The organism is Amycolatopsis sp. WAC 01376, assembly GCF_003947415.1.
Lineage (GTDB): Bacteria > Actinomycetota > Actinomycetes > Mycobacteriales > Pseudonocardiaceae > Amycolatopsis.
Genome location: NZ_QHKL01000004.1, coordinates 500,752 through 520,893, shown reverse-complemented (window position 1 = coordinate 520,893; position 20,142 = coordinate 500,752). Strand labels below are relative to the sequence as shown.

The 20,142-nt window shown below is 68.0% G+C and carries 17 protein-coding genes and 1 pseudogene; 3 read left to right on the top strand and 15 right to left on the bottom strand.

The window, feature by feature from the left end:
* Positions 1-4: 4 nt before the first annotated feature.
* The 4 genes and pseudogenes from DMH03_RS25045 to DMH03_RS25030 form a co-directional block, all read right to left on the bottom strand.
* A pseudogene (locus DMH03_RS25045) lies at positions 5-1,327 on the bottom strand (alpha-L-fucosidase); the annotation flags it as partial.
* Positions 1,328-1,337: 10 nt separating this feature from the next.
* Complete coding sequence (locus DMH03_RS25040) at positions 1,338-2,204, bottom strand: carbohydrate ABC transporter permease (RefSeq protein ID WP_125794430.1); 867 nt, start codon at positions 2,202-2,204, stop codon at positions 1,338-1,340.
* Entirely contained in the window at positions 2,201-3,157 is a 957-nt protein-coding gene (locus DMH03_RS25035; protein ID WP_125794429.1) for a carbohydrate ABC transporter permease, read from the bottom strand. The genes DMH03_RS25040 and DMH03_RS25035 overlap by 4 nt, the downstream gene beginning before the upstream one ends.
* Positions 3,154-4,482, bottom strand: a complete 1,329-nt coding sequence (locus tag DMH03_RS25030) for a sugar ABC transporter substrate-binding protein (RefSeq protein WP_125794428.1) — start codon at positions 4,480-4,482, stop codon at positions 3,154-3,156. Before DMH03_RS25030 ends, DMH03_RS25035 begins: the two co-directional genes overlap by 4 nt.
* Positions 4,483-4,664: 182 nt before the next feature.
* Here DMH03_RS25030 and DMH03_RS25025 point away from each other — a divergent pair, with 182 nt between their 5' ends.
* Positions 4,665-5,672 carry a hydroxyacid dehydrogenase gene (locus DMH03_RS25025; protein ID WP_125794427.1) on the top strand — a complete coding sequence of 336 codons (1,008 nt, stop codon included), beginning with the start codon at positions 4,665-4,667 and terminating at the stop codon, positions 5,670-5,672.
* A gap of 32 nt (positions 5,673-5,704) precedes the next feature.
* On the opposite strand, the gene DMH03_RS42885 is transcribed toward DMH03_RS25025, so the two are convergent.
* Both DMH03_RS42885 and DMH03_RS25015 read right to left on the bottom strand, forming a co-directional pair.
* On the bottom strand, positions 5,705-5,827 hold the full coding sequence (locus DMH03_RS42885) for a hypothetical protein (protein ID WP_255431251.1): 123 nt from the start codon (positions 5,825-5,827) through the stop codon (positions 5,705-5,707).
* A gap of 97 nt (positions 5,828-5,924) precedes the next feature.
* Positions 5,925-7,088: an epoxide hydrolase family protein gene (locus tag DMH03_RS25015; RefSeq protein ID WP_125794426.1), complete on the bottom strand. Its 1,164-nt coding sequence runs from the start codon at positions 7,086-7,088 to the stop codon at positions 5,925-5,927.
* Positions 7,089-7,169: 81 nt separating this feature from the next.
* On the opposite strand from DMH03_RS25015, the gene DMH03_RS25010 reads away from it, so the two are divergent.
* Both DMH03_RS25010 and DMH03_RS25005 read left to right on the top strand, forming a co-directional pair.
* Complete coding sequence (locus DMH03_RS25010) at positions 7,170-7,733, top strand: ABATE domain-containing protein (RefSeq protein ID WP_125794425.1); 564 nt, start codon at positions 7,170-7,172, stop codon at positions 7,731-7,733.
* Positions 7,734-8,691: 958 nt separating this feature from the next.
* The gene (locus DMH03_RS25005; protein ID WP_125794424.1) at positions 8,692-8,937 is read left to right on the top strand and encodes a hypothetical protein; all 246 of its coding nucleotides are present in this window, start codon (positions 8,692-8,694) and stop codon (positions 8,935-8,937) included.
* Between the two features lie 6 nt (positions 8,938-8,943).
* On the opposite strand, the gene DMH03_RS25000 is transcribed toward DMH03_RS25005, so the two are convergent.
* From DMH03_RS25000 to DMH03_RS24960, 9 genes are all read right to left on the bottom strand, one after another.
* Entirely contained in the window at positions 8,944-9,939 is a 996-nt protein-coding gene (locus tag DMH03_RS25000; protein ID WP_125794423.1) for a LysR family transcriptional regulator, read from the bottom strand.
* Positions 9,936-10,577: a sigma-70 family RNA polymerase sigma factor gene (locus tag DMH03_RS24995; protein WP_125794422.1), complete on the bottom strand. Its 642-nt coding sequence runs from the start codon at positions 10,575-10,577 to the stop codon at positions 9,936-9,938. The genes DMH03_RS25000 and DMH03_RS24995 overlap by 4 nt, the downstream gene beginning before the upstream one ends.
* Positions 10,562-11,908 (bottom strand): alpha-lytic protease prodomain-containing protein, encoded by a 1,347-nt coding sequence (locus DMH03_RS24990; protein ID WP_125794421.1) that lies wholly within the window; start codon positions 11,906-11,908, stop codon positions 10,562-10,564. Before DMH03_RS24990 ends, DMH03_RS24995 begins: the two co-directional genes overlap by 16 nt.
* 347 nt (positions 11,909-12,255) lie before the next feature.
* Positions 12,256-13,854, bottom strand: a complete 1,599-nt coding sequence (locus tag DMH03_RS24985; RefSeq protein WP_199749005.1) for an alpha-amylase family glycosyl hydrolase — start codon at positions 13,852-13,854, stop codon at positions 12,256-12,258.
* A 50-nt stretch (positions 13,855-13,904) separates the two neighbouring features.
* Positions 13,905-14,774, bottom strand: a complete 870-nt coding sequence (locus DMH03_RS24980; protein ID WP_125794420.1) for a carbohydrate ABC transporter permease — start codon at positions 14,772-14,774, stop codon at positions 13,905-13,907.
* A complete protein-coding gene (locus DMH03_RS24975) occupies positions 14,771-15,745 on the bottom strand; it encodes a carbohydrate ABC transporter permease (protein WP_125794419.1) in 975 nt (324 codons plus the stop codon). Before DMH03_RS24975 ends, DMH03_RS24980 begins: the two co-directional genes overlap by 4 nt.
* Complete coding sequence (locus tag DMH03_RS24970) at positions 15,723-17,102, bottom strand: ABC transporter substrate-binding protein (protein WP_125794418.1); 1,380 nt, start codon at positions 17,100-17,102, stop codon at positions 15,723-15,725. Before DMH03_RS24970 ends, DMH03_RS24975 begins: the two co-directional genes overlap by 23 nt.
* Before the next feature lie 755 nt (positions 17,103-17,857).
* A complete protein-coding gene (locus DMH03_RS24965; protein WP_125794417.1) occupies positions 17,858-18,862 on the bottom strand; it encodes a LacI family DNA-binding transcriptional regulator in 1,005 nt (334 codons plus the stop codon).
* 32 nt (positions 18,863-18,894) lie between these two features.
* The gene (locus tag DMH03_RS24960) at positions 18,895-20,091 is read right to left on the bottom strand and encodes an MFS transporter (RefSeq protein WP_125794416.1); all 1,197 of its coding nucleotides are present in this window, start codon (positions 20,089-20,091) and stop codon (positions 18,895-18,897) included.
* Positions 20,092-20,142 lie beyond the last annotated feature (51 nt).

Genomic DNA, 20,142 nt, shown 5'->3' with positions numbered 1-20,142 from the left:
GTGCTCAATCGGTGGGGAGGGTTTCGGCGGCGGGGCTCTCTGTGCTCAGGAACAGTTCGATCACCGGAACCGGGGTGTCCGGCTTACGGATGGGGAGCTTGAGGGTGAGCGTGCCTTCCGGCTGCCCGCCCATCTGGGTGTTCTGCGCGGTCTGCCCGGGCTCCGTGTGCACCTGCCGGATTTCCGAGGCGTCGTCGAGCAGCTGGGCGTAGCGCACGCGCCCGGCGAGCCCTGGCAGGTGGACGTGGTTCATCGGCCAGCTGAACAGGTGCAGGTACAGCCGGTCTCCGCGCTGGGTGTAGCGGCCGTCCGCGGGGGCGGTGAACTCGGCGGGACCGCAGCCGCGGATCGAGCGTTCGTGCCGGTCCATCCAGCGGCCGAGCTCACCGAGCACCTCGAGCGCCCGCGGGTCGATCTCGCCCCGGCCGTTCGGCCCGACGTTGAGCAGCAGGTTCCCGTCCTTGGACACGCCGTCGACCAGCATCCGGATGAGCAGCTCGGGGCTCTTGTAGTCGAGGTTGTCGCGGTCGTAACCCCAGCTGCCGTTCAGCGTCTGGCACGCCTCCCACACCACCGGGACGCCGTCGCGGGTCATCGGACCCGACGGCTGGTACTGCTCCGGGGTGATGAAGTCGCCCGGGATCCCGGTGCGGTCGTTGACCAGGATGCCGGGCTGGAGTTCACGGACCAGCGCGAGCAGGCCGGGGGAGTCCCAGTCGTCCGGTCCCTTGCCGCCCCACCATTCCTTGCGGCCCTGGTACGAGAAGTCGAAGAACAGGTAGTCGATCGTGCCGAAGCGGGTTAGCAGCTCGCGGACCTGCCCGTGCAGGTAGAGCTGGTACTCGGCGATGTCGGCGTACTGGTGTGCCGCGATGTACTCGGCGTCGTCACGGCGGGGATGGGTGCCGTCGACGGGGAACGCGGGATGGTGCCAGTCGATCAGCGAGTGGTAGAAGCCGACCTTCAAGCCTTCTTCGCGGCAGGCGTCGACGAACGGGCCGAGCAGATCCTTGCCATACGGCGTGTTCGTCACGTTGAAGTCGGTGAGATCGCTGTCCCACAGGCAGAAACCGTCGTGGTGCTTGGTGGTCAGCACGACGTAGGTCATGCCCGCTGCCTTCGCGGCCCGTGCCCAGGAACGCGGGTCGTACTTGTCCGGCTCGAAATGGTCGAAGTAGACGCGGTACTGCTCGTCGGTCAGCTTTTCGCGGTTCTGCACCCATTCGTGCCGGGCGGCCAGCGAATACAGTCCCCAGTGGACGAACATCCCGAACCGGTCGTGGGTGAACCAGGCGGTGGAACTCACTTCAGGATCGCTCCTTGTTGTCTTTGGTGAGTCAGCCCTTGAGTGCGCCCGAGGCGAGGCCGCGGACGAACGAACGCTGGAAGAACAGGAACGCGGCGACCGAGGGGAGCAGCGCCAGCAGCGACGCGGCCATGATCACGCCCGGCGTGACGTTCGTGTCGATCCGCAGTGTCCGCAGGGCCAGCGGCAGGGTGTAGGTCGAGGCGTCGGTCGACACGAGCAGGGGCAGCAGGTACTGGTCCCAGATCATCGTGAAGCCGAAGACACCGATCACGCCGAGCGCGGGCTTGCACATCGGGAGGATGATCTGCGCGAAGATCCGCAGATCGCCGGCGCCGTCGATCCGCGCGGCCTCCTCGAGTTCGCGGGGGACGTCCTTCATGAACTCGGTCATCACCAGGATCGAGAAGGCCCATGCGCCCAGCGGCACGATCATCCCGACGAGGCTGCCGATCAGGTTGAAGTGCACCAGCGGCAGATCCGAGAGGATCAGCGACAGCGGGATCGCGAGGATCTCCTCCGGCAGCATCAGCGTCGCCAGGATCGCGACCAGCACGAAGGTCATGAACCGGAACTTCTTGCGCGCCAACGCGTACCCGGCCAGCACCGAGACGATGACCTGCAGCAGCAGGCCGAAGCCGACCACCAGGAACGAGTTGAGCAGGTACATCCCGACGCCGAGGTCGAAGGCGATGCCGAAGTTGTCCAGGGTCGGGCTCGACGGGACGACGCTCAGCGCCGTCGGATCGGAGACGTTGTTGAACGCGCTGACCAGCAGCGCCAGCAGCGGCCCGGCGAACACCAGGAGCAGGATGGCGTACAGGACGAACTTCAGGATCCGTCCGCCCGGCGACTTGACGGCGTCGAGGCCGAGTGCCGAATCGTTGGCCGCGGTCATGCGTCTCGCCTCCGTCGGAGCACCTGGACGAACAGCGTCAGCACGAGCGTCGCGAGGAACAGCAGGACCGCGCCCGCCGCGCCGACGCCCAGCCGGTTCTGTTCCAGGCCGAGTTTGTAGATCAGGGTCATCGCGACTTCCGTCGAGCCGTTCGGCCCGCCGTTGGTCAGCAGGAACACCTCGGTGAACACCCGCAGGCCGCGGATCGCCGCGAGCACGAACAGGATCGAGAACACCGACCGCAGGCCCGGCAGCGTCACGTGGAGGATCTTGCGCCAGCGGGAGGCACCGTCCACAGTGGCCGCTTCGTAGAGACCCCTGTCGATTCCGGCCAGTCCGGCGAGGAAGATCATCATGTCGTACGGCGCGCCGCGCCAGATGCCGGTGACGATGACCGAGATCATCGACGTGTCGGGATCGTTGATGAAGCCCGACGGGCCCAGCCCGACCATGCCGAGGATGGAGTTCAGCATCCCGTCCTCGGTCGGGTGGTACATGATCCGCCAGAGTTCGGCGACCACCGCGATCGGCACGACCACCGGCAGGAACGCCGCCGACCGCAGGAACTTCAGCCGTTTGCTCTGACCCTCCATGAGCAGGGCGAGCGCGAGGCCGATGACCATCGACCCGACCGTCTGCCCGACCGCGATGATCACGGTGTGCCAGATGGCTGAGTGGAACGCCTCGTCACCGAGGACGGTGCTGTAGTTCTGCCCGCCGACCCACTGGTTGCCGAGGTACGGCTGGACATCCTGGAAGGACATCGTCACCGCGGTGATCATCGGGATGAACTTGAAGTACACGAACAGGATCAGGGCGGGGGCCAGGAACAGCCACGGCGTCCACCACTTCCCGTCGCGGTCGCTGCGCCTGCGGGCCTTCGGCGCGGGCGTCCGCTTGGCAGCGGGACGGTCCGCGCCGACGGCCGCCGGCTTGGCGTGATCTACGGTCATGACGCGCTGATCCCCTGTTGCTGCAACGTCGCGGTGAGCTTGGTGTCGAGTTTCGCCAGTTCCGCCTTGGTGTCGAGCTTGCAGTCGGCGATGAGCGCGCTGACCGTGTCGGCGGTGTCCTGGCGGACGGGCGTCCAGTTCGGGATGGACGGCGCGTAGTGGCCGGACTTGGTGTAGATCTCGGCGTAGGTCTTCCAACGCGGGTCCGGGCGGACCTGGCTGATGTCGATGTTCTTGTTCACCGGGAGCTGCACGATGAAGGCCGATTCGCCCTCCATGCCGATCTTCTGGCCGTCGGCCGAGATCGCGAAGTCACCGAAGGCGTCCTGCCCGGCCTGGTTCGGCGAGCCGGCCATCATGTAGATCGACAGGCCCTCGGCGAGCACGTCGGCGTTCTTGGCGCCCTTCGGCATCGGGACGACCTCGTACTTGTCCTTGCCGAGTGCCTTGTCGAAACGCGGCAGCAGATACGGGCCGACGACGTACATCCCGGCCTTGCCCGCTTCGAAGGTCTCGTTGGTCGCCGGGGTCGGCATGGTGACCGAACCGGGCTGGATCACGTTGTCCTTGCAGCCGAGGTCGCGGAACCACTGCACCGCGGCGACGGATTCGGGTGTGCTCATCGACGGCTTGTACTTGCCGCCCCCGGCCTCGGTGATGAAGTCGCCGCCCGCGGCCCACAGGAAGTTGGAGAAGTACCAGGAGGCGTAGCCCCGTTTGGTCGACAGCGTCGCGTTGAGGCCCGCGGTGTCGTTCTTGCCGTTGCCGTCGGGGTCACCGGTGGTGAACGCCTTGGCGAGGTCGACGAGCTCCGGCCAGCTCTGCGGCACGCTCTTACCGAGCTTCTCTCGCCAGTCCTTGCGGATCAGTAGCGCGGAAGCCTGCGCGCTGTAGGGCAGGCCGTACAGCTTGCCGTCCGGGGTCTGGTTGGACTTCAACGCCTGCTCGGTGAGCTCCGAGGCGTGCTTGATCTTGCCCTGTTCGATCTCGCGCACGAGACCCTGGCTCTTCAGCGTGCCGACCTGCGTGACGTCGTTCATCACGATGTCCGGCAGGTCGCGCTGGGCGGCGCGCTGGGCCAGCTTCGTCTCGAAGTCGTCGAAGATCGCGGTGACCTGCACCTTGAACCCCGTGGCCTTCTCGAAGGCTTCCGCGAGCCGCTTGGTGGCCTGCTCCCCGGCGCCGCCGGGAGTCGTCCGGGTCCACAGTTCCAAGGGCGCCTTGGTGTCCTGCGCGACGTTCGTTCCGGCGGGGCCTGCCGAGCAGCCCGAAAGGACCAGCGCTGAGACAGTGAGTCCCACGCCGATCCACCGCGATTTCCGCATCGCATCTCCTGTTCACTGTGGACCACGCTGTCTACTCCGCAGGGGACGGTAAGCGCTTTCCCGACCCGAGGTCAATGGTCCGATGATTACGAATTTCAATCGGCACGGTTTGCCCTTGTGTGGGACTTGCCGCGCGTGGACCGGGGAAAGCATCCGATGTATGGTCGCCGACGGAGGTAGGGATGACCGAGCTGCAACACCGGCCGACGGCACTTCTCGTGATGGAGGAACGCCGCCGCGACGACGTTTACCCCGAGGCGGTGCTGAAGGAGATCGGCACGCTGGTGGAGCTGCGTGAGCCGCTCACCCGCGAGCGGCTGGCGGAGGATCCGGCGGCACTGGAAGGCATCGAAATCCTGTTGTCCGGCTGGGGTGCCCCGGTGCTGGACTCCGTCCTCTTGGGACACGCGCCGGACCTGCGCGCGGTGCTCGTCGCCGCCGGATCGGTCCGGCCGCTGACCACCCCCGAGTTCTGGGCGCGCGAGCTGCCGATCGTGTCCGCCGCGGCCGCGAACGCCGTCCCGGTCGCCGAGTTCACCCTGGCCCAGGTCCTCTTAGGACTCAAGCAGGTGCACCGGATCTCCCGCGAGATCCGGGAGCGGCGGGCCTATCCGCCCGACCCGAGGGTCGCGGGCGCCTACCGGTCCAGGGTCGGCCTGCTCGGCCTCGGCGAGATCGGTGCTCTCGTCGCGTCACATTTGCGCGGTTTCGACGTGGACGTGCTCGCTAGCGACCCCGTCGTCGACCCGGCGACCGCCGCCGAACTGGGCGTGCGACTGGTGGGCCTGGACGAACTGTTCGCCACGTGCCCCGTGGTCAGCCTGCACGCGCCGCTGCTCCCGGAGACCGAAGGACTGGTGAACGGGGAGCTGGTGGCCAGGATGGGCATCGGCGCGACCCTGATCAACACCGCCCGCGGCGCCGTCGTCGACGAACCTTCGGTGATCCCGGTACTGCGCGAGCGCCCGGACCTCACGGCGATCCTCGACGTCACCTGGCCCGAACCGCCCGAGCCGGACTCGCCGCTGTACACGTTGCCGAACGTGGTGCTCACCCCGCATCTGGCCGGCGCGCTGGGCGCCGAACGCGCCCGGATGGGCGAGCTCGTCACGCGAGAGCTTCGGCGGTTCGTCCTCGGGGAGCCGCTTCAGCACGCCGTCGCACCGGACCGGGCACACTTGCGGGCGTGACGCTCGCAGTTCGAGAGATCGGATCTGGTGGGTCATTCGATGGGCGGCAGGGTAGCCGTCCTGCTCGCCCAGCGCCTGCCCTTGGAGCCGTTGGCTCCCGCGCAGGAACCGCCCGAGCCCTTGCCGTTCGACTGGCGGCTGATCGACCCGATCATCTCCGAACTCCGGAGGAGTTCGCGGCGGTGGCGGGGGCGTTCCTCGGCTTGGCGTAATCTTGCGTCGACAGGCTCACGGCCAAGGTTGTATAACGCCCTATACCGCGTGCCGATTGGCAGCCAGTACGGCCGCGAGGCCTTCTTGCAGATCTTTGACGAAGTACCCGGGCACTTCCAGCGACGGGAAATGGCCCCCGGCTTCGGGTGACCTCCAGCGGACGATCTGGCGGTACCGCTCCCGTGCCCAGGGGCGCGGATACTTCTCGATGTCGCGGGGATAGACGGTGATCGCCGCCGGGACGTCGACCCGGAGTTCGGGATCGAGCGAGTTGTGGCTTTCGTAGTAGATGCGGGCCGACGACGCGCCGGTCCGGGTCAGCCAATACAGGGTGACGTCGTCGAGGACACGGTCCCGGGAGATCGTCTCGAACGGGCTGTCCTCGGTGTCGGACCACTCGGCGAACTTGTCGAGGATCCAGGCGAGAAGCCCGACCGGTGAGTCGACGAGCGAGTAACCGATGGTCTGCGGCCGGGTCGCCTGCTGCTTCGCGTACGCCGCGCGGTGGTGCCAGAAATCGTGGGTTTCCTCGGTCCACTTCCGCTCGATCGCCGTCAGCCCGTCCGTGGTCAGCCCGGGCGGCCCCTCCGCGAACGTCGTGTGGATGCCGAGGACGTGCGTCGGGAACCGGCCGCCGAGAACCGTGGTGATATTGCCGCCCCAGTCGCCACCGTGGGCGGTGAACCTGTCGTAGCCGAGCCTTCCCATCAGCTCCACCCACGCGGCCGCGATCTTCTCGGTGCCCCAGCCGGTGGTCGCCGGCTTGTCGCTGTAACCGAAGCCGGGTAGCGAAGGCACCACGACATGGAACGCCGGCGCGTCCGGGTTCTCGGGGTCCGCCAGCTCGTCCACCACATCGACGAACTCGGCGATGCTGCCCGGCCAGCCGTGTGTCAAGACGAGGGGAACGGCATCCGCGCGCGTGGACCGGCGGTGCAGGAAGTGGATGCCCAGGCCGTCGATGGTCGTGCGGAACTGACCGATCCGGTCGAGGTGCTCCTCGAAAGAGCGCCAGTCGTACCCGGTGCGCCAGTAGTCCACGACATCGACGAGGTCGGCGAGCGGAACGCCCTGCCCCCACCGGCGATCCACCGTCTCGGCCTCCGGTAGCCGCGCCGCGGCCAGTCGCGCGCGCAGATCGTCGAGTTCGGCGTCGGATGCGCGGGCTTCGAAGGGTTGTACCTCGCTGGTCGGACGGGGCATGAGACCTCCTGTCATCGCGGAACCGCCTAAGACGGTTCTAGCAGGTCTTCATGTCGGGGTGCAACCGGCTAAGGTGGTTCCATGCCTGCTGGGTTCCCTGACTTCCGCCTCGGCAACGTGCTCGCTACCAGCTTCACCGCGACTCTGACGGAGCGTCGCGGTGACGCCGTGGAGCGCATTCCCACGCCGCACCGACTCGTCGACTGGCTGGCGGTGAACGGCCTCGCCGTGGAGTCCTGCACCGACGCCCAGCTCGAACTCGCTCGAGAACTGAGGGAGTCGATTCACGCCGCGGCGACCGCGGGCGCGCTCCAGGACGCGCTTCCCGCTTCGGCTGTCCAGGTCCTCAACGACCGCAGCACTCAGGGCCGGGCCGCGGCTGTCCTGACGCCCGAAGGCGAGCGGCGATGGCAGCTCGGCTCATCCCGGGTGGAAGACGCCCTCAGCGTGATCGCCGCCGACGCGATCAGCATCATCGCAGGCGAACGCGACGGAAAGCTGGCCTTGTGCGCATCGCCGACCTGTCAAGCCGCCTTCTTCGACACCAGCCAAAGCCGCACCCGCAAATGGTGCGACATGAACACTTGCGGGAACCGTCAGAAGAAGGCGCGGTTCATTGCCAACCAGCGGAAGAGCTCTCTGTGAGTGCATGGCTCGGGTGGTGGGCTGGGTCTGTTGCCGGGGAATGGCGATGGGCTTGGGTGGTGGGATTGGGTCCGTTGCCGGGTAATGGCAATCGGTTCTGTGATGCCGGGTTGGCGACGTGAGTGCCCGAGCCGTTGCCGTTTCGCGGCAATGGGGGCGGACAGAGGTGTGTGGCCGGCTTGGTGGCATTGCCGCTCCGACCCGTTGCCGAAGAATGGCGACAGGCCGGGGTGGCGGCAGGGTGAGGTCGGTGCTGTTCCAGTTCGTTGCCGCGACACGGCGACATGCGGGGGCGGCACCGGCACCGGCATCGGCATCGAGCCCGGCCACCTCGGCTGATCGCCGCTGAATGGCAATAGGCTGGGGTATCGGCTTCGTGACCTGGCCACCCGCCGTTGCCGCGAAACGGCGACAGGCCGGGCATCGCGGTGATGCGAGGCCGGACCGGTGACGTGAGCGCCCGAGCCGTTGCCGTTTCGCGGCAATGGTGCCGGGCAGAGGTGTGTGGCCGGCTTGGTGGCATTGCCGCTCCGGTCCGTTGCCGAAAAATGGCGACAGGCCAGAGCAGTGGGGCCGGTGCCGCTTCAGTTCGTTGCCGGGGACCGGCAACCGGTTGGGCGGCGGTGTGAGGCTGGCTTTGTGATGTGACTGGTTGCTCCGTTGCCGCGAAACGGCGACGAGCGGGGGACGGCATCGGCATCGGTTTCGCGACCCGGCCATCCACCGTTGCCGCGGAACGGCAGTAGACCGGGGCGTTGGTGGCGTGAGGTTGGACTGTGCTTTGACCGTCCGGTCCATTGCCGCGAAACGACGACACCCCAGCGCAAAGCAGTCACCGGTTCCGCACCGCAGGCGCATACCCCGGAGGACAAAGTCACCGTGACACTTTCCGGTGACAACCCGGTGAACCGGCCGGATCCGGGGAATACGCGGGCATCGAGGAGAAAAGGAGAGAACGATGAAGTCACGTATCGCCGCTCTGGCGGCAGCAGTCACGTTCTTGGTCTCCGCGGGAGCCGTCGCCGCCGCGCCCGCCATCGCGGATCCGGTGCCCGGCAACCCGAATCAGTTCTACGCGTCGTGCGCCGTCGACCTGCTGGGCGTCCCGGTGGCTTGTCTGGAAACCGACGAAGAACACGCGACGCACATCTGCCAGTACGTGCTCACTGCGTTCGGCCTCGGCCTCGACTGCATTCAACGCTGAGCCGGATCAGGTGCCGAGCCAGCCGGGGTTCGCCGCCGCCCACTCGGGAAGACGGTGGCGGATCGCGGCGGGTTCGGTGATCGCGTGCATCAGTCCACTTCGGACGGTGGCGACGTCGATGGGGGAACCGTCGCGCCACAGCAGGAGGTGTCGTGTCCTCAGTGGAACACCGCGCAGGGCCACCACTGGGCCGGGCATCGTGGTACCGGAATCGAGGGACTGGACCGGCGCCACCGCGCGGGGATCGTTCCGGACGGCCTGCCACAGCGCCGTCGGTTCCACTTCCCGCACGGTGATCTCACCGAGGCCGGCGCGGGCGCATTGATCGGTCAGGTGATCGCGGAGTCCGTCGTCCGCCGCGGTCAGCCAGGCCGATCCGGCGAGTTCCGCCAAGGACACCTCGCCGCGTCCGGCGACGGGATGGTCAGGGGACACGATCACGAACACCGGCTCCGTTCCGACGGGAAGCAGGTGGACGCCGTCCGGCGGGACGATCTCCTGTCCGGGGTGATCCACGTACAGCGCCAATTCCACCGTGCCGTCGAGAAGCGCGGTGAACAACGCGGTCCTGCCGGTCATCGTGAGCAGTTCGACCGGACGGCCGGGGGTGGCCGCGGCGACCACACCGCTCAACGTCTCGGCGAAGACGGTCGGGAACGCGCCGATCCGGAGCAGGCTTTCGGGGGGTGCGCGGTGGAACCGGCGGATCGCCAGGTCGAGGTCGTCCGCCGCGGCCAAGACCCGTTTCGCGTGCTTCAGCAGCACTTCGCCCAGCGCGGTGGGGCGGATGCCGTGCCGGTCGCGTTCGAACACCGTCCGCTCCAGGGCCCGCTCGACCCGGTGCAGTTGCGCGCTCAGCGCGGGCTGCGAGAGCCCGAGCGCGGTCGCGGCCTTCGCGAGACTGCCCGCCGACGCGATCGCGTCGAGAAGGCGCAGATGCCGGACATCGATCTCCGCGGGCCAGGAATGGCCGTCCCCGGGACCGATCAGGGGGCTGATCACAGGTCGTCCTCGTCGATGATCGTGCGCAGTTTGTGCAGCGCGCGGTGCTGGGCGACCCGGACAAGGCCGGGGCTCACCCGCAGGATCGCGCCCGCCTCGGGCGCGGTCATGCCGACCGTGATCCGCAACCGGAGGATCTCCTGCTGGATATCGGGCAGGGTGCTCATCAGCCGAGTCAGCCGCTCGTGGCCGTCGGCGGCGAGGGCTTGCCACTCGGGTTCGTTGGGCTCGGGCGTCGCGCGGTCTGGCGGATCGGACGTGGGCTCCGATCGGTCCCGTGCTCGCCATCGGAAGGCGGCGGCGACCTTCCTGGCGGCGATCCCGAGGACGGCGGTGAGGAAGGAACCGCCGGTGATCCGGGCGGTGGGCAATGCGGTGAGCACGGCGAGGCAGGTTTCCTGCGCGACGTCTTCGGCGGCCATCACCCGCACGTCGGTTCCGTCCATCCGGCGCCGGCAGTAGTTCGCGACCACCGGCTGGACGATGCTCATCAACTCGTTGGTCGCCGCGGGGTCACCGCGGCGGGCGCGGGGAACGAGGGATTCGAGATCCGCCGCCTCCGCGCCGTCGTCAGGGGAAGGAGCCGCCCCCGGCGAGGTGAGTTCGCCGGGGGCGGTCCAGGTCAGGCGAGTTCCCAAAGCGCGGGCACGTTCGGCGGCTCCCAGCCGGGCTGGGAGGTGTGCGGCTGGATCACCCGGTAGTTGCTGCCGCCGTAGCTGGCGGTCGCGCCGGAGCCGTAGTAGGTGTTCGGCGCCCAGGTGCCACCCGGCGGGTTCGACGTCGTCGGGCTGGTCGGGGTGGTGGTCCTGGTCGGCGTCGTGGTGGTGCTGGACGGCGGGTTCCCGGTGACCGTCAAGCGCAGGTTGTAGACGCTCAGGATCTCCGTGACCGGCTGGAAGTAGATCGTGCCGCCGGAGGTGCAGTTCCCGGAGCCACCGGAGGTGACGCCCTGCGCCTGGTCGCCGGTGAGCCACGAACCGCCGGAGTCACCGGGCTCGGCACACGCGTTCGTGCGGGTCAGGCCGGTGATGGTGCCCTCGGGGTAGGTGACCGAGGTGTTCTTCTGCAGGATGGTGCCGCAGCGCCAGCCGGTGGTGGAGCCGGAGCGGCACACCGAGGAGTTGACCGGGGCCTCGGTCGAACCGGCGACCGGCACGGTGCCGGGGTAGCGGTTCACCAGCGCGCGCGGGGTGTTGCCGGCGTCGGCGCGGACCCAGGCGTAGTCGTTGCCGGGGAAGCTGGAACCCGCGACGCTTCCGCTCGGGTTCGAGGTGCGCGTTCCGGTCGTTCCGCAGTGTCCGGCCGTCACGAAGCCGCCTTCGACCGCGAAGCCGATGGAGCAGCGGCCCGAGCCGAAGGTGTAGGCGTTGCCGCCGATGATGTCGATCAGCGGGCGCGGGTCTTCGGTGCTGGCTTCGACCCGGACCAGGTCGGACGGCACACCGGACTCGGCCGCCCACGACTTCGCGGCGGCTTCCCCGCCGGCGTTGGCGAGTACGACGATCGAGTTGGTGGTGACGTCGGTGAACCAGCCGGGCACGGTGTTCGGTGCCTTGCCGGACTTGGCGTCCAGCCGCAGCTTCGCGGCGTCGAGATCGGTGGCACTGCGGGCGACGGTCTTCGGGGCCGCGCCGGCGGCGCGCACCAGTTCGGCCTGGGCGGCGTCGGTGACCGCCACGGTGAGCGCGGTCCCGGTGCCGTCCAGCCACGATCCGGCGTACGACGTGCCGAGTTGCTTCTTCAGCGTGTTGTCGGCGACCGCGGCACGCTGTTCGCTCGCGATCCGGAGCTTGGCCTGCTCGGGGCTGATCTTCAGGTCGCGGGCCATCGCGGCCAGCATTTCGGACTGGACCTGGTCACCGGCGGTGACTTGCTGACCGGCGCTCGCACTGGGAGTGAGGGCGATGGCGGTGACCAAGCCTGCCCCGGTAATGGCCGCGGCGGTGGCGGCTAAGATCTTTCTGTTCATGTCGGCGCTTTCCTCGAAAGTGGCGGGGGAGGGGGATTCGTCCCCGACCGTACGAGGCGCGTCACTCGACTGGTACATACCATTTGGGTCATATCACCCGGCTTGAACGCGGGGTGATATGGCGGGATTCCATGCTGATCCAGCCGATGAATCCGTTGCGGTGCAATGGTTCAGCCGCTAGCGGATGAAGCTGGGTCCAGCCGCGCGATTCGAGCCGTCGCGGCGTTCCCTGTCGTGAATACCGTACTTTTGAGGGGTAGGGCAAAGGGAACGCCGGAACTTCTCACAGTGTGAGGAAGTGCCCGTCGTGCCGACGGTGCGCCGGCACGACGGGCGAGGGCCGGTGATCAGGTGCGCAGCCACACGGCGGTGTCCGTCGGGAGTTCCCCGTCGGCCGGGCCGCTGGTCATGAGCACTTCGCGATGCGACGGCAGCGGCACCGGCGAGTCCGAGAAGTTCAGCACGAAGGTGAACCCCGGTTCCCGGGTGAACGCGAGTACACCTTCGCCCAGTTCCAGCCACTCCAGTTCGCCGGGGCCGAGCGCGGGGAGTTCGTCCCGAAGGCGCAGGCCGGCGCGGTAGAGCGCGAGCATCGACGCGGCGTCGGCCGCCTGTGCCTCCGCAGTACCGGAGCGCCATTCCGCGGGCTGGGGCAGCCACGTCCCGCCGGTGCCGAAGCCGAACGGTGGTGCGTCGCCGGACCAGGGGATCGGGACACGGCATCCGTCACGGCCGGGGTCGGCGCCGTTCGTGCGGGTCCACACCGGATCCTGGCGGAGTCCGTCCGGGATGTCCTCGACCTCCCACAGGCCGAGCTCTTCCCCCTGGTACACGTACAGACCGCCCGGCAGGGCCATGGTCAACAACGCCGCCGCGCGTGCCCGCCGGGTGCCGAGCTCGCGGTCCACCGGCGTGCCGTGCAGCCGATCGGCGAACGCGAAACCCGTGTCGCCGTCGCGGCCGTACCGGGTCACATGCCGGGTGACGTCGTGGTTCGACAGCACCCAGGCCGCGGGCGCGTCGACCTCCTCGTGCGCCACCAGCGTCCGCTGGACGACGTCCCGGAACCGCGTGGAATCCCACGGGCACACCAGGAAATCGAAGTTGAACGCCGCGTGCAGTTCGTCGCGGCGAAGGTACCGCGCGGCACGCGACATATCCGGCAGCCACATCTCGCCGACCAGCACCCGGTCGCCGGGGTAGCTGTCGGCGATCTTGCGCCACGACCGGTAGATCTCGTGCAGCCCCTCCTGATCGGAGAACGGCGTCTCGTCACCGGGATCGACGTCGGGCAGCCGCGGGTCCTTCACCAGCCCGTCGGCGACGTCGATGCGGAAGCCGTCGACCCCGCGGTCGAACCAGAACCGCAGCACGTCCTCGAAATCCTGGCGGATGTCCTGGTTGTCCCAGTTGAAGTCCGGCTGGCGCGAGCTGTACAGGTGCAGGTACCACTCGCCGTCCGGGACCCGTGTCCACGCCGAACCGCCGAAGCGCGACTTCCAGTTGTTCGGCGGCTCGGCGCCGTCCGGCCCGCGACCCGGCCGGAACCAGAACCGTTGCCGCTCGGGCGATCCCGGCTCCGCCGCGAGTGCTTCCTGGAACCAGCGATGCTCGTCGGAGCAGTGGTTGGGCACGATGTCGATGATCACGCGGATGCCCTTGGCGTGGGCCGCGGCGATCAGGTCCTCCGCTTCGGCGAGGGTGCCGAAGAGCGGGTCGATGTCCCGGAAATCGGCGACGTCGTAGCCGCCGTCGTCCATCGGCGACGGATACCACGGGGTGAACCAGATCGCGTCGATCCCCAGTTCGGCCAGGTAGTCCAGCCGCGCGCGGACGCCGGCGAGATCGCCGACGCCGTCGCCGTTCCCGTCGGCGAAACTGCGGATGTAGACCTGGTAGATCGCCGCGCTCCGCCACCATCCGGCGGTCTGCCCCAATGCGGTCACGGAAGTGCCCTCCTCAGTCGTTCGTGGATACCCCGAATGCGGCGAAGAATTCAGCCTTTGACACTGCCTGCGGTGAGCCCGGCGAGGATGTGCCGCTGGAACGCCAGGAACAGCGCCACCATCGGCAGGCTGGCCAGCACCATGCCCGCGACGAGCACGTTCAGCGGCATGTCGATGGCCACTCGTTGCAGCATCACCGACAGCGTCTGCTTCTCGGTGTCCGGGAACACCAGTAGCGGCCAGATGAAGTCCTTCCACGCGGCCACCACCGCGAGGATCGACACCACGGCCAGGATCGGCCGGGAGATCGGCAGGATGATGCGCCACAGGGTGCGCACCGGCCCGGCGCCGTCGAGCCGCGCGGCCTCGATCAGCTCGTCCGGGATCTGGTCGAAGAACCGTTTCAGCAGGTAGATGTTGAACGCGTTCGCGGCGGCGGGCAGCCAGATCGCCGCCGGCGAGTTGATCAGGTTGACGTGCAGCAGCGGCAGATCGGTGATCGTCACGTAGGTCGGCACCAGCAGTGCCGCGGCCGGAAGCATCAGCGTCGCGAGCATGAGTCCCAGTACGACGTTGCCGAATTTCGGCCGCAGCTTCGACAACGCGAACGCCGCGGGGACGTCGATGGCCAGCTGGGCCAGCCAGGCGCCCCCGGCGACGATGATCGTGTTGAGGAAGTACTTGCCGAGACTCAGCTGATCCCACGCGTCGGCGAAGGTCTCCGGATGCCATTCGGTCGGGACGAGCGTCGCCGGTGTCCGAGCCAGCTCCTGCGGCGACTTCATCGCCCCCGTCACCACCCAATACAGCGGGAAGAGGAACGCGATGACGAACAGAAGCAGGGTGCAGCCGAAGATGACCGCGTAGCCGATCTTGCCGCCGGGGCTGCGAAGCGTGCTGGGGGAGACGAGCGTCCTCATGACTGATCCGCCTTCCGGGTCAGGCGCACGTACAACGCGGAGAACACCCCGAGCGCGACGAACAGCAACAGGCTCAACGCGCTGGCCGAGCCGAAATCGTTGTAGACGAAGGCATAGCGGTACAGCAGAAGGAGCACGGTGGCGGTGGAGTCGTCCGGGCCGCCGCCGGTCATCACGTACGGCTCGGTGAACACCTGCATGGTCGCGACGACCTGCAGCAACAGGAGCACCAGCAGCACGAACCTGGTCTGCGGCAACGTGACGTGGATCAGGCGCTTCCACAGCCCGGCGCCGTCGAGTTCCGCGGCTTCGTAGAGCTCGCCGGGGATCGTGCCGAGCGCGGCGAGGTAGATCAGCGTCGTGCTGCCCATGTTCGCCCACGTGGAGACGAACACCAGCGACAGCATCGACGTGTCACTCGAGTCGAGCCATTGGCCGCCGGGCAGGCCGACGGCGCCGAGCGCGGAGTTGAACAGGCCGGAACCCGGGTCGTAGAACCACTTCCACATCAGCGCGGTGACCACCGGCGGCAGCATCACCGGCAGATAGACCGCGAGCCGGAAGAACGCCTTGGCGTGCCGCAGTTCGTTGAGCAGGACCGCGGTCAGGAACGGCACCACGAAACCGAAGACCAGCGCGAGCCCGGTGAACAGCACCGTGTTGCGCCAGGCGACGCCGAACAGCGGATCTTCGAACAGGCGGGTGAAGTTGTCGAAGCCGACCCACGCCGGCGGGTTGACGAAGTCCACCTGCTGGAAGCTCAGCAGCACCCCGCGCACGATCGGATACCAGGAGAACAGTGCGAACACCACGAGCGCGGCGCACAGCAGCCCATACGCGGTGAGGTTCTCCTTCAGCTTGCGGCGCAACCGGTTTCGCCGGCGTTCGGCCGCGGACGCGACCGGCCGACCGGCCCGCGACGACGCTGTCGCGGGCCAGTCGAGGACGCTACTTGACTTGGGCGAGGACACTGTTGACCTTCGACTCGGCCGACGACAGCTGCTGATCGATATTCGCGTTCCGATCGGTGAGCACCGCCTGCATCACACTGTCGAGGACGGCGTAGACCTGCTGCGCGTTCGGCGGCTCGATACTGCCCTTGATCCGCGAAGTGGCGTCCACATAGGACTGATAGTTTTCGGCGGGAACGTTGGCGTGCTTGGCTTTGATCGCGAGCTGCTGGTCGCGGACGGCGCCCTGCCAGACGTCAGGGGTCGGCTCGGCGGGCAGCCCGACCGGCTGCTTGCCATCGACGTACTGCTGGACGTGCTTCTCGAAGCGATCCGGGTTGAGGTACTTCCAGCGGACCCATTCCAGGCCTGCCTTGATCTTCTCCGGGGAGGCCTTGGGGTTGATCATGTAGCCTTCGCCGCCGAGCAGCGTGCCCTGCCCGCCCGGCATCCCGGCGACGCCGTAGTCCTCGTACTTGCCGTTGAACTGCTTGACCAGCACCGGGACGTTGTCCGGCGCGGCCATGTACATGCCGAGCTGGCCCGCGCCCATCATGCGCTGCACGTCCTGTGCTTCCAGCAACTGCTTGGCGCCCATGGAGTCGTCGTCCCACCGCATGGCGCGCAGCTGGTTCAGCGCGGCCTTGGCCTTGTCGTTGTCGAAGGCGGCGACCCACTTGTCGCCCTCCTTCCGGGCGACCTCGCTGCCCATGGAGTAGAGCCAGCCGGTGAGGTGCCAGCCGCCCTGGTTGTTCTTGCTGTAGTCGGCGTATCCGACGGTGCCGTTGCCCAGTGCGGCGATCTTCCTCGCCGCTTCGCGGACCTCGTCCCAGGTCCGCGGCGGCTTGTTCGGGTCGAGCCCGGCCTTCTGGAACAGCGGACGGCTGTAGAGCAGGCCCATGCTGTAGTTCATCGTCGGAAGGCCGTAGAGCTTGCCGTCGGCGCCCCGGAAGTTGTCCAGCAACTCCGGCTTGATGTCGCCGAAGTTCTTCAGGCCCTTGGCCGCTTCGGTGATGTCGGCGGCCTGACGGCGCGCGATGATCTGCGCCGGGTCGGTGAAGTAGACGTAGTAGACGTCTTCGAGCTGCCCGCCGGCGAGTTTGGCGGAGAACGTCTTCGGGTCCATGAACCCCTCGTGCGGCTCGATGTCTATATCCGGGTGGGTCTCCTCGAACTCCTTGACGTCGGCGTCGAACACGCCGCGTTCGAACGGCTGGCTGGTCGGGGGCTGGCCGGTGACGGTGATCTTGACCTTGCCCCCGGCCCCGGTGGTTTCACCGGAGCCGGATCCGCAGGCGGCCACGCCCAGGGTCAGTCCGCCCGCAAGGAGCAGGCAGAACATCCGGCGGCGCACGGTGGGGGACCAAGTGCTGCTCATCTTCAAGCCTCGTCTCGGGATCGCGACGGCTGTCACGTGATTGCGGTCACTCTAAAACGAAGCCCCGGATTAACGCAATAACTGGATGAGAACTTGCAACTTTGCGACAGTCGGCACGTGCGGGGTGTCTTAAGTACATGAAGGCCCCCTTCACGGCGCTAGGCGCAGTAAAGGGGGCCTTCACGGACCGGGCCTGGCACCAACCGCAGCCGGAACCGCGTAGGCACCTAAGCGACCTCTGGCTCCTTGTCTGCCCGAGTACGCAAAGGACCCCTTCCTGTGCGTAGGCGCCAGGAAGGGGTCCCGGCAAAGTCGCATAACTGCTGGTCGGCTCCGCCGCTAGAGCGGGACAAGGCGAACGTGCCGCGGTAGGCCCGGCAGGAGCGGGCTCTCGCAAGGAGCCTCACCCGGCCTTTAAGCGTCCACAAGGGACACTTTGCGAGGCAAAGGTGCCCGATTTGGGTGACTTGCACGGTTTTGCGAGGGGGTCGTGAGTGATTTGTGTTGTTCTAACCCTCATTGCCACTCACGACCCTCGACAGAACCGCACATAGCGGCACTAATCGGACACTCAATCGCCCGGCGGTGTCCCTTGTGGACACTGAAGCCCCGCCGGCGCCCCGCGACAGCGCAGGAATAGTCCACCTGACCTGCAAGATCTCGACTTTGCCGGGACCCTGTACCTAGGCGCAAGGAAGGGGTCCTTCATGTACTGGGGGGCTGGGGTGAAGCGCCTCGACCCCGCAAGTAGGTGACTAGTTGCGGCGGGCGGTGGAACCCCGGACGACGAGTTCGGGGGCGAAAAGCAGCTCCTCGGCCGCCACCTCGCCACCGTTTATGCGTTTGACCAGCAGTTCCACCACGGCGCGGCCCATTGCCTCGATCGGCTGGCGGGTCGTGGTCAGCGGCGGGTCGGTGCAGTTCATCAGTGCCGAATCGTCGTAACCGACCACCGAGATGTCATCGGGGACCGATAGTCCCTGCCGCCGGGCGGCGCGGATCGCACCCAGGGCCAGCAGGTCGCTCGCGCACAAGACCGCCGTCGCGCCGCGCGGGTACAGCCGGGCCGCGGCCGCGTGCCCGCCTTCGATGGAGAACATGCCGTGTTCGACGAGTTCGTCCAGGACGGGGAGCCCGAGTTTCCCCGCGTAGGCGCGGAAAGCCTCGAGTTTGCGCTGGGACGGCACGTGGTCGCTCGGGCCGAGGACGAGGCCGATCTTCTCGTGCCCGAGCGAGCTCAGATGCCCGACGACCTGCTCGACGGCGACGGCGTCGTCGCACGAGATCTGCGGCAACCCGAGGTGCTCGACGGCGGCGTTGATCAGCACCGTCGGGAGGCGGCGTTCGGCGAGATGGTGGTAGTGGGAGTGCACCGCGTCGGACTGGGCGTAGAGCCCGCCCGCGAACACGACACCCGAAACCTGCTGCTGCAGAAGCAGCTCGACGTACTCCGCTTCGGAGACGCCGCCCGCGGTCCGGGTGCACAGCACCGGGGTGAAACCCTGCTGGGCCAGTGCGTTGCCCATGATCTCGGCGAGGGCGGGGAAGATGGGATTCTGCAGTTCGGGAAGGACCAGCCCGACCAGGCGGGCGCGATCACCGCGCAGCTGAGTGGGCCGTTCGTAACCCATCACGTCCAGCGCGGTGAGGACGGCGGCCCGGGTGCCGGCGGAGACCCCGGAGCGGCCGTTGAGTACCCGGCTGACCGTGGCTTCACTGACCCCGACCTTGCGGGCGACTTCGGCAAGACGACGCGTCATGGCTGAAACTTTACCGCAAGCGAGCGCAAAACCTAGACATTCTTGATCGGTGCGGTGATCCTGAAGTCGCGCGAAGAGGGAACGAGCGCGGCGGCCGCCGGAGCGGCGAAGCAGACGACCGCGCAGGCCGCCAAGACGGGCGCCGCCCCGAACCGGTCGATCGCGGGCGCGATGAGGGCCAGCCCGGCGGGCGCCAAGCCGTAGGAGAACAGGAAGTCCAAAGAGGACACCCGGGCGAGCTTGCCCGGCTCGACCTCCCGCTGGGTCGCGGTGAACCACGGGACGTTGAACAGTTCGATGCCCAGCCCGGCGACGGCGTAGGCCGCCACGACGAAGGCCGGATGCACCGGGAACAGCAGGCTCAGTGGCGCGAAGCCGTAGCAGCCGAGCCCGATCAGCGCCGCCCAGCCCTGCCGCCTGGGGCGCCAGTGCGCGATGACGACGGCGCCGGCGAGCGCGCCGATCGTGTAAGCGGTGAGCCCGGCGGCCAGGACGGCTTCGGTGTCATAGCGGTCGCGGCTGACCAGCGGCAGCACGACACCGGTGGCGGAATAGCCAGTCGCGATCACGGCGGTCAGCGCGCCGAGCCCGGCGAGGAACCACGGATGACGCCGAGCTTCGCGGAGGCCGTCGGCGAACTCGCCGAAAAAGCGGACCTTCGTCGTCGCCGGGGCGGGCGCGAACGTGCCTCGCGGCGGGATCAGCGCCGCACCCAGCCACAGCACCGCGGTCCCGATCACCAGGGCCGAAGTCGAGGCGAACTGGGAGAGCAGTGCGGTGAGCCCCGGCGCGACCAAGGTCGTGACCCGGACGGCGAGCGTCATCGCGGCGTTGGCCTGCTGACGCCGGTCCTCGGCGATCACTTCCGCGGTCAGCGCCTGGAACGCCGGGCGGCAAGCGCCCTGCCCGACGCCGACGACGCCGGCCGAGGCGGCCATCAGCAGGACGGACCGGCCCATACCAGCCGCGATCAAGGGAGTGGCGAGACCCGCGATGAGACCGGCCCAGAGCACGACCCCGCGCCGTGAGTACCGGTCGGCGAGTACCCCGGCCACCGGGACCGCCACGAGGAATCCAGCGGTCCGCGCGGCCAGCACGATGCCGAGGTCCACGGCCGGAAGCGACCGCTGCAGCACGGCCAGTCCGAGGATGAACGGCAGAGCCCACGTCGCCAGTCCGGAGGCGGTGTTCCCGGTCCAGAGCCGGACGAACGACAGGCTGCGGAACACCGGGTGACGATAGCAAGGAGAGACAGCGGGCCCGGTCGCGCTCTACTCTGC

Bases quoted from the DNA above. Each gene is read 5' to 3' on its own strand.
- DMH03_RS25040 (WP_125794430.1), bottom strand. From the start codon at position 2,204: ATGACCGCGGCCAACGATTCGGCACTCGGCCTCGACGCCGTCAAGTCG.
- DMH03_RS25035 (WP_125794429.1), bottom strand. From the start codon at position 3,157: ATGACCGTAGATCACGCCAAGCCGGCGGCCGTCGGCGCGGACCGTCCC.
- DMH03_RS25030 (WP_125794428.1), bottom strand. From the start codon at position 4,482: ATGCGGAAATCGCGGTGGATCGGCGTGGGACTCACTGTCTCAGCGCTG.
- DMH03_RS25025 (WP_125794427.1), top strand. From the start codon at position 4,665: ATGACCGAGCTGCAACACCGGCCGACGGCACTTCTCGTGATGGAGGAA.
- DMH03_RS42885 (WP_255431251.1), bottom strand. From the start codon at position 5,827: ATGATCGGGTCGATCAGCCGCCAGTCGAACGGCAAGGGCTCGGGCGGT.
- DMH03_RS25015 (WP_125794426.1), bottom strand. From the start codon at position 7,088: ATGCCCCGTCCGACCAGCGAGGTACAACCCTTCGAAGCCCGCGCATCC.
- DMH03_RS25010 (WP_125794425.1), top strand. From the start codon at position 7,170: ATGCCTGCTGGGTTCCCTGACTTCCGCCTCGGCAACGTGCTCGCTACC.
- DMH03_RS25005 (WP_125794424.1), top strand. From the start codon at position 8,692: ATGAAGTCACGTATCGCCGCTCTGGCGGCAGCAGTCACGTTCTTGGTC.
- DMH03_RS24990 (WP_125794421.1), bottom strand. From the start codon at position 11,908: ATGAACAGAAAGATCTTAGCCGCCACCGCCGCGGCCATTACCGGGGCA.
- DMH03_RS24980 (WP_125794420.1), bottom strand. From the start codon at position 14,774: ATGAGGACGCTCGTCTCCCCCAGCACGCTTCGCAGCCCCGGCGGCAAG.
- DMH03_RS24970 (WP_125794418.1), bottom strand. From the start codon at position 17,102: ATGAGCAGCACTTGGTCCCCCACCGTGCGCCGCCGGATGTTCTGCCTG.
- DMH03_RS24965 (WP_125794417.1), bottom strand. From the start codon at position 18,862: ATGACGCGTCGTCTTGCCGAAGTCGCCCGCAAGGTCGGGGTCAGTGAA.